The organism is Nonomuraea rhizosphaerae, assembly GCF_019396405.1.
GTDB classification, from domain to species: Bacteria; Actinomycetota; Actinomycetes; order Streptosporangiales; family Streptosporangiaceae; genus Nonomuraea; species Nonomuraea rhizosphaerae.
Window position 1 is genome coordinate 1 of record NZ_JAHKRL010000210.1, and the last position, 6,994, is coordinate 6,994.

The following is a 6,994-nucleotide window of genomic DNA, read 5'->3' on the forward strand; positions in this document are numbered from 1 at the left end:
TGGGTGGGGCTGTCCGCGCCCCGCATGGTGCTGTCGCCCGCCGACTTCGACTCCGCCTCGCGCGGGACCTGGGACGTGGGCGAGGCGGCGGCGGGCGCGGCGGCCGTCTGCTCGGCGTTGTTCGCCTGCGTGGAGAGCGTCCACACCGTCCCGCCGAGGGCCATCACCGCGACCGACGCGGCCACGGCCAGCAGCGCCCGCCCGCGCCGGTGACGCTTGGCCCGGGCGTTCAGCAGGCGGTCGAGCACCGCCCGGGGAGGGCTGGTCACCAGCTCGACGTCCCGCTCCGACACCTTGCCCAGGAAGGACGCGACGCCCTCCAGGTCGAGCAGCTCCGCGCCGCACACCTCGCAGGTGGCCAGATGGGTGTCGATCTCCATCGCCTCGTCGGAGTCGAGCGCGCCGAGCGCGTGGGCGCCCAGTGCCAGCCGTACCTCCTCGCACGTCATGGCGCCAGCCCCCGCTCCTCGAGCGCGAGCCTGAGCGCGCGCAGCGCGTAGTAGGTGCGCGACTTGACCGTGCCGGGCGGGATGCCCAGCGTGGCCGACGCCTCCTTCACCGATTTCCCCCGGTAGTAGACCTCCATGAGCACGTCGCGGTGCTCGGGCCGCAGCGCCGCCAGCGCCTCGGCCACCGCCCACGACTCGACCGCCCGCTCCAGCTCGTCGTCGGCGGGCATCACGGCGAGCGCCTCGTCGCCGGTCTCCTGCGGACGTGCTCTGCGCGCGCGGTGCTGGTCCACCACGAGGTTACGGGCCACCGTGAACAGCCAGGCCCGGATCGGACGGCCGGCGAGCGCGTCAGGATGCCGCCAGGCACGCAGCAGCGTCTCCTGCACCACGTCCTCCGCCCGCCCCGAATCGCCGGTGAGCCGCAGCACGTACCCGTAGAGCGGCCCGGCATGCTCCTCGAAGAGGGTCCTGACGAGCTCCTCGTCGGCGGTGTCGGCTGCGGTCACACCCTCATCACGTACGGCGGGCCTGGCCGGTTCGATTTCATCCACGGAGCGGCACGTCAGTCGCCTCGGCCGAGAACTCCAATCCTTCGGTCACACTTCTCACCCCGGTAACCTTCACGTCGAAGGGCAGCTTTCCCTGGAAGGGGATGGAGTAGCTGATGAGGCGCGCGACGCTGTCGGGCAGGGGCACGCCTTCGAGCTTCTCGGCCCGCAGCATGATGCTCCCGTCGGCCACCCGTACGCCCATCTCCGCGTTGAACCTCACCTTGTTCACCCCAACCGTCACCTCACCCGACGCGACGAGTCGCTGACCGTTCCCCGAGATCTTGACGCCGGGCGGGGCGTACTTGTCGATCGTCCCCTTGGTCAGAGTGCCGCGCACGGTCAGGCGTTCGGCCTTGATGTTGGCTCTGTTCTGGAGGACGTCGGCCAGCGGGGCCGTCACGTTGTAGGCGACGCCCTGCAGGTTCTTCACCGGCACTCCCCCGTAGGTGAGGGTGCCGAGATTGAACCGTACCTCTGGATACCGCCCGGAGAGAGCCTGTGTGAGAAATGGGATGCCCTCAATTGTCACCGTCGGCGTGCCGCTGAGGTCGGCCGACGCCGCGATCCTGTTGGCGAGGTCACGTTGGACGCCCGCCACCGCCACCCGATCGACGACAGCGAGGAGGACTACCAGCACGATCAGGAAAATGAGCAGCTTGCGCATCTGGCTCCCTGTCTCATGGCGGGGGTTTCATGAGCCTATCGTCAGAAAGCCTCATGCCCTGGCAAAGAGGATCATCACCCCCCGGCGAAGGGCGGCAGGACCTCGACCGTGGCGCCCTCGCCCAGAAGCACCTCCTCATACGCCCGCTTGCCCACCGGCGACCCGTCCACGAGGAACGACGAACGGCTCACCACGCGGGCCAGCTCGGCCCGGTTTTCTGTGATTTTGGTCATGAGTTCGCCAAGAGTTACCGCGTCGAACGCCTCTTCGGACACTCCCGCGGCTTCCTTCGCGGCAGCCCAATAACGTATCTTTCCCGTGGCCATAGGCACCTCACAATCGGCTCAGGTCCATTGTGCGACGGCGTTAACACCGAGTTGCCCTGTTCACCTGCTGGACGCTCAATGGACGCGACTTACGCGTGGGATATCCTCGCCTAAGGACCTGGGCGACGTAGCCCCCGGGTCCTTGCGTGTTTGAGGAGGCCGTAATGAGCAACCTGCTCCTGCTGACCAACGCCCTCGAGCCGTCCGCCGAGGTGCTGCCGGCGCTGGGGTTGCTGCTCCACTCGGTCCGCGTCTCGCCCGCGGAGGCTTCCGCGCTGATCGACACGCCCCCCGCGGACGCCGTCCTGGTCGACGCGCGCAAGGAGCTGGTGCAGGCCAAGAGCCTGTGCCGGCTGATCCGCACGACCGGCATCGACTGCCCGCTGCTGGTGGTCGTCACCGAGGGCGGGCTCGCGGCGATGACCGCCGAATGGGGCGTCGACGACGTGCTGCTCGACAGCGCGGGACCGGCCGAGGTGGAGGCCCGGCTGCGCATGGCCACCGGGCGCATGTCGCAGAGCCACGGCGAGGACGTGCCGGACGAGATCCGCAGCGGCGACCTGTCCATCGACGAGGCCACCTACACGGCCCGGCTGCGGGGGCGGGTGCTCGACCTGACGTTCAAGGAGTTCGAGCTGCTGAAGTATCTCGCGCAGCACCCCGGTCGGGTCTTCACCCGGGCGCAGCTGCTGCAGGAGGTGTGGGGGTACGACTACTTCGGCGGCACGCGGACGGTGGACGTGCACGTCCGGCGGCTGCGGGCGAAGCTGGGGACGGAGTACGAGTCCCTGATCGGGACGGTGCGGAACGTGGGGTACCGGTTCGTCCCCGACCGGGCGGACACGGCGCACGTGTGACGCGGCGCCGGCCTCCCAGAAGACCGGTGCGCGTGGGGGTCTGTTGACACCGGCAGGCTGCGGGGGTCAACTGTTGTGACAGGGCGTCGCACATGTCGCCATGTCGCTGTTATGCGTGGACACCGCCGTCCCTGGATGGGGGTGGTGTCGGGGTGGGGATCTTTCGGGCACTTGTCGAAGAGGGCGCGCGTCCCCGGGTTTTCCGCCGCAATGAAAGCATTCTTTCGTCATTTCGACCAGCCAACCGCGTTTTTGTCATCGATTATGGATATGCCCGGGAGTATTTGCCGGGCGGCGAGCGCGAGGGAATTCACGACCTGCGCTCCGACGGCGACCTGATCGGCGAGCTGGCGTTCTGGAGTCCCGCCGAGCGGGTTCGCGTGGACGCGCTCACCGAGGTCAGGGCCTGGCCCATCGACGTCAGGACGCTGCGCGAGCACGCCGCCGCCAACACCGCCGTCGCCACGGCTCTGGTGCAGGAGCTGTTCGCCAGGAACGTCGCCGCGCGCAGGCACGAGGCCCTGGCCAGGGCCCCGGTCGCGGCCCGGCTGGCCGTGTGGCTGCTGCACCTGGACGAGCGCTACGGGCTGGCGGGCCAGTCGGCGCCGCCCCTGTCGATGGAGACGCTGGCCGACCTCGTCGGCAGCGCGCCGGACGTGGTGCAACGCCAGCTCACCCAGTGGGTACGGCAGGGCTGGCTGGTCCGGCCCGGATACCGGCGACTGCGGATCGCCGACGCGGCGGCGCTGCGGGCCGTCGCCGGGCCGTGGGAGCACCTGTCGGCGCCCTGGGAGGGGCGGGTCACCCCGTTCCTCACCAAACCCGGCATGCGGGACGAGCCACTGCCCGCGGGCGAGGTGCCGCGACCGGCCCAGCTCTCCGCGGACCTGCCGGACTTCACCGGGCGGCAGCACAGCCTGGACCTGCTCAACGCCTGGCTGGAGCGCCCTCGGCGGACCAACACCATGGTCGTGCAGGGGCTGCCCGGCGTGGGCAAGACGGCGCTCGTCACGCGCTGGGCGCACCAGCAGGCCGGGCGCTTCCCCGACGGGCAGATCGTGATCGACCTGCGCGGCCAGTCGCCCAGCCAGCCGCCCATGAACCCCGCCGAGGCGCTCGGCCAGATCCTGCGCTCGCTCGGCGTCAGCAGTGAGCACATGCCCGCCTCCGACGAGGCCGAGCTGATGCTCCTCTACCGCAGCAGGCTCGCCAGGCGCAAGCTGCTAATCGTCCTGGACAACGCCTGCGACCCCGCGCAGGTGCGCACACTGCTGCCGGGCAGCAAGGACTGCGTGGTCCTGGTGACCAGCAGGACCAGGATGGCCCCGCTGCGCGCGACCGGGCACGCCGACCTCATGGACCTGCCCGTGCTCGACCCCGGCAACGCCGTCGCGCTGCTGGTCGCGGTGCTCGGCGAGGAGTCGCCGCGGGCCGCCGACCGCGACGCGCTGGCCGAGCTGGCGCGGGTGTGCTCCTACCATCCGTTCGCGCTGCGGATCTCGGCGGCCAAGCTCGCCGAGGACCCGACGATGAGCGTCGAGTCCCGCGTACGGGAGCTGCGCGGCCCCGACCGGCGCCAGCCGCTCTCCGGGGACCCGGAGGACGCGTTCCGCTCCGCGCTCGACCTGGCCTACGAGGCGCTGACGCCGCCGCAGCGGCGGGCCTTCCGGCACGTCGGGCTGCTGCCCGGCCGCGACTTCACGCCCGAGGTGCTGGCCGCCGCGCTCGGCGTCTCCGTCAGCGAGGCGGTGATCGCTGTGGAGGGCCTGCACCGGGCCTACCTGGTCGAGCCGCTGCCCGGACCGCGCTACCGGGTGCACGACCTGGTCAAGGGGCTGGCCGAGGAGCTGGGCAGGCACGCCGAGGCGGGCGTGCGCGAGGCGCGGGTGCGGCTGCTGGAGCACTATCTGGCCGTCGCGACCGGCTCGGGGACGCCGCGCGAGTGGTTCGAGGCCGAGCGGCGTTCCCTGGTGTCCGTCGTACGGATGGCCGAGGAGAGCGGCGCGCACCACGCGGCGTGGCGGCTGGCGGAGGCGGTGTTCGAGCCGTTCAGGCGGCTGCGCTACTACCAGAACGCCCTGGAGATCCAGCAGACGGGACTGAACTCGGCGATCGCCGTCGGCGACCGGCGGGCGATCGCGCTGATGCGCAGCCACCTCGGCTCGATCCACCGCCACGTCGGCCCCTCCACCCAGGCGGCGCGGCACATCGGCGAGGCGCTGGCGGACTTCACCGCGCTCGGCGACCGCGAGGGCCGCGCCCGCACCCTGAACGACCTGGCCGAGGTGCACGGCATCGCCGGCAACAGCGACGACGCGCTCAAGTGCGCGAACGAGGCCCTGGAGGTCTACCAGGAGATCGGCGACCTCGCGGGGGTGGCCGACTGCCTGCACTCCCTGTCGCGCCTGCACCTGTCGCAGGAGCGGCACGAGCTGGCGCTGCACCACGCCGGCCAGGCCCTGGAGGTACGCGAGCAGCTCGGCGACCTGCACGGGACCGCCCAGAGCCTGATCATCCTGGCCCGGGTCCAGCAGCAGCTCGGCGAGCCGAACGCGGCCCTGTCGGAGGGCCTGGAGGCGCTGTCGATCTGCCACGACCTGGGCGACGAGCACAGCCAGGCCGAGACGCTGCTCTGCCTGGCGGAGATCTACGACTCGCTCCGGCTGCCGCACGACGCCCAGCGCGACGCCGAACGCGCCCTCGCCGGCTACACCGCCACCGGCGACCAGCACGGCTGCGGCCGGGCCCTGTGCACGCTGGGCCGCATCGCCCGCAACGGCTCCCGCTACAACGAGGCCCTCGAACACTACGAGCAGGCCCTCGCCGTCCAGCGCGAGCTCCACCACGAGCAGGGCCGGGCCGAGACCCTCGGCGACATGGGCCTGGTGCACTGGCGCCTGGCCGACTACCTGCACGCCGACGACTACCTCACCCAGGCGCTGGCCATCAGCCGCGAGATCAACGACCTGCCCGTGGAGGCGCGGATGCTCAACCGGCTGGCCCGGGTACGGCGCCGGCAGGGGGCTCCGCAGGTGGCGTTCGTGCACGCGCTGGAGGCGCTCGACATCGTCCAGGGCATGGGCAACCGCCGGGCCGAGGCCGACGTGCAGGAGACGCTCGCCTACACCTACCTCTCCCTCGACCAGCACAAGGACGCGCTGCGCGCGGCCAAGGCGTCACTGGCGATCAGGGAGGAGGTGCGCGACAACAAGGCCAGCGCGCTGCTGTCGATCGCGCAGTCCCTGCACGTCGCGGGCAGGACGGCCACCGCGCTGGAGTACGCGAGGGAGACGGTCGAGCTGCAGAACGAGAGCGGCACCCGGGACCGCTGGGCGGCGGCGCTGACCACGCTGGCGATGATCCTGCTCGACCTGGACCGGCCGGAGGAGGCGCTGACGTTCGCGTCGCAGGCCAAGGAGGTGCACCTCATGTGCGGCACGCGCCGCGACCTGGGGTGCGCGCTGCGGGCGCTCGGGCTGATCGCGCACCGGTCCGGCGAGCGCGCCGCCGCCGTGACGCACCTGACGGAGGCGGTGCGGCTGCTGGAGGAGGTGGGCGACGTGTTCGAGCTGAAACGCGCCACCGCCGAGCTCCGGGAACTCCGCCAAATGTCGTGAATTCCGGGGAACCGAAGTCGCAGAACGGGAGCGGACACCTGCCGTTAGCTGGATCTCACCAGCTACTTTCCACGGAGGTGATCCAGATGCTCGGACACCGTCAACCGCGCTGGCTTACGAGGGACCTCAACTCGCTCAAGCGACAGGCGCGCAAGGACAGGCGGATCACGCTGGCGGTGCTCGCCGGGGTGATCGCGGTGTGGTTCCGGCAGCTCTCGCCGGAGTTCGTGGCCGGGATCGTGGCGGAGGGGGACAAGGCACTGCTGGCCATCTCGATCGGGCTGGCCGTCGGGTCGGGGAGCGCGTGGCTGGTGGCGGCGTACTTCCTGGGCCTGTCCGCTCGTCCGCGCCGCGAACCGGCCGAGGTGCTGCGGTGGGTGTCGCGGATCTCGCGGGCCAAGGAGTGGGCGTTCTGCTCGCTCAGCGCCTATGTGGCCTGGCACCTGCTGCAGTTCGTCACCGCGCTGCTGGTGACGTAGGGGGCCGCGAGGGCGCCCGGCCCCCCGGGGGGGGGGGGGGGGGGGGGG

Annotated in this window: 7 protein-coding genes; 3 read left to right on the forward strand and 4 right to left on the reverse strand. The window is 71.3% G+C overall.

From position 1 onward, the window contains the following. The 4 genes from KME77_RS10165 to KME77_RS10180 all read right to left on the reverse strand — a co-directional run. Positions 1-449, reverse strand: a 449-nt coding sequence (locus KME77_RS10165; protein ID WP_219464731.1) for an anti-sigma factor family protein, incomplete at its 3' end; no start/stop codon positions are given. Next, on the reverse strand, positions 446-958 hold the full coding sequence (locus KME77_RS10170; protein ID WP_219464733.1) for a sigma-70 family RNA polymerase sigma factor: 513 nt from the start codon (positions 956-958) through the stop codon (positions 446-448). The genes KME77_RS10170 and KME77_RS10165, both read right to left, overlap by 4 nt. 37 nt (positions 959-995) lie before the next feature. Beyond that, positions 996-1,667, reverse strand: coding sequence for an LmeA family phospholipid-binding protein (locus KME77_RS10175; protein ID WP_219464736.1), 672 nt, complete (start codon positions 1,665-1,667; stop codon positions 996-998). A 74-nt stretch (positions 1,668-1,741) separates the two neighbouring features. After that, positions 1,742-1,993 (reverse strand): MoaD/ThiS family protein, encoded by a 252-nt coding sequence (locus KME77_RS10180; RefSeq protein WP_219464744.1) that lies wholly within the window; start codon positions 1,991-1,993, stop codon positions 1,742-1,744. A gap of 164 nt (positions 1,994-2,157) precedes the next feature. Here KME77_RS10180 and KME77_RS10185 point away from each other — a divergent pair, with 164 nt between their 5' ends. From KME77_RS10185 to KME77_RS10195, 3 genes are all read left to right on the forward strand, one after another. Further along, positions 2,158-2,850 carry a response regulator transcription factor gene (locus tag KME77_RS10185; protein ID WP_219464746.1) on the forward strand — a complete coding sequence of 231 codons (693 nt, stop codon included), beginning with the start codon at positions 2,158-2,160 and terminating at the stop codon, positions 2,848-2,850. A gap of 284 nt (positions 2,851-3,134) precedes the next feature. Continuing rightward, positions 3,135-6,467: a tetratricopeptide repeat protein gene (locus tag KME77_RS10190; protein WP_219464748.1), complete on the forward strand. Its 3,333-nt coding sequence runs from the start codon at positions 3,135-3,137 to the stop codon at positions 6,465-6,467. Positions 6,468-6,553: 86 nt separating this feature from the next. Then, entirely contained in the window at positions 6,554-6,946 is a 393-nt protein-coding gene (locus KME77_RS10195; protein WP_219464750.1) for a hypothetical protein, read from the forward strand. The last annotated feature ends 48 nt before the right edge of the window (positions 6,947-6,994 follow it).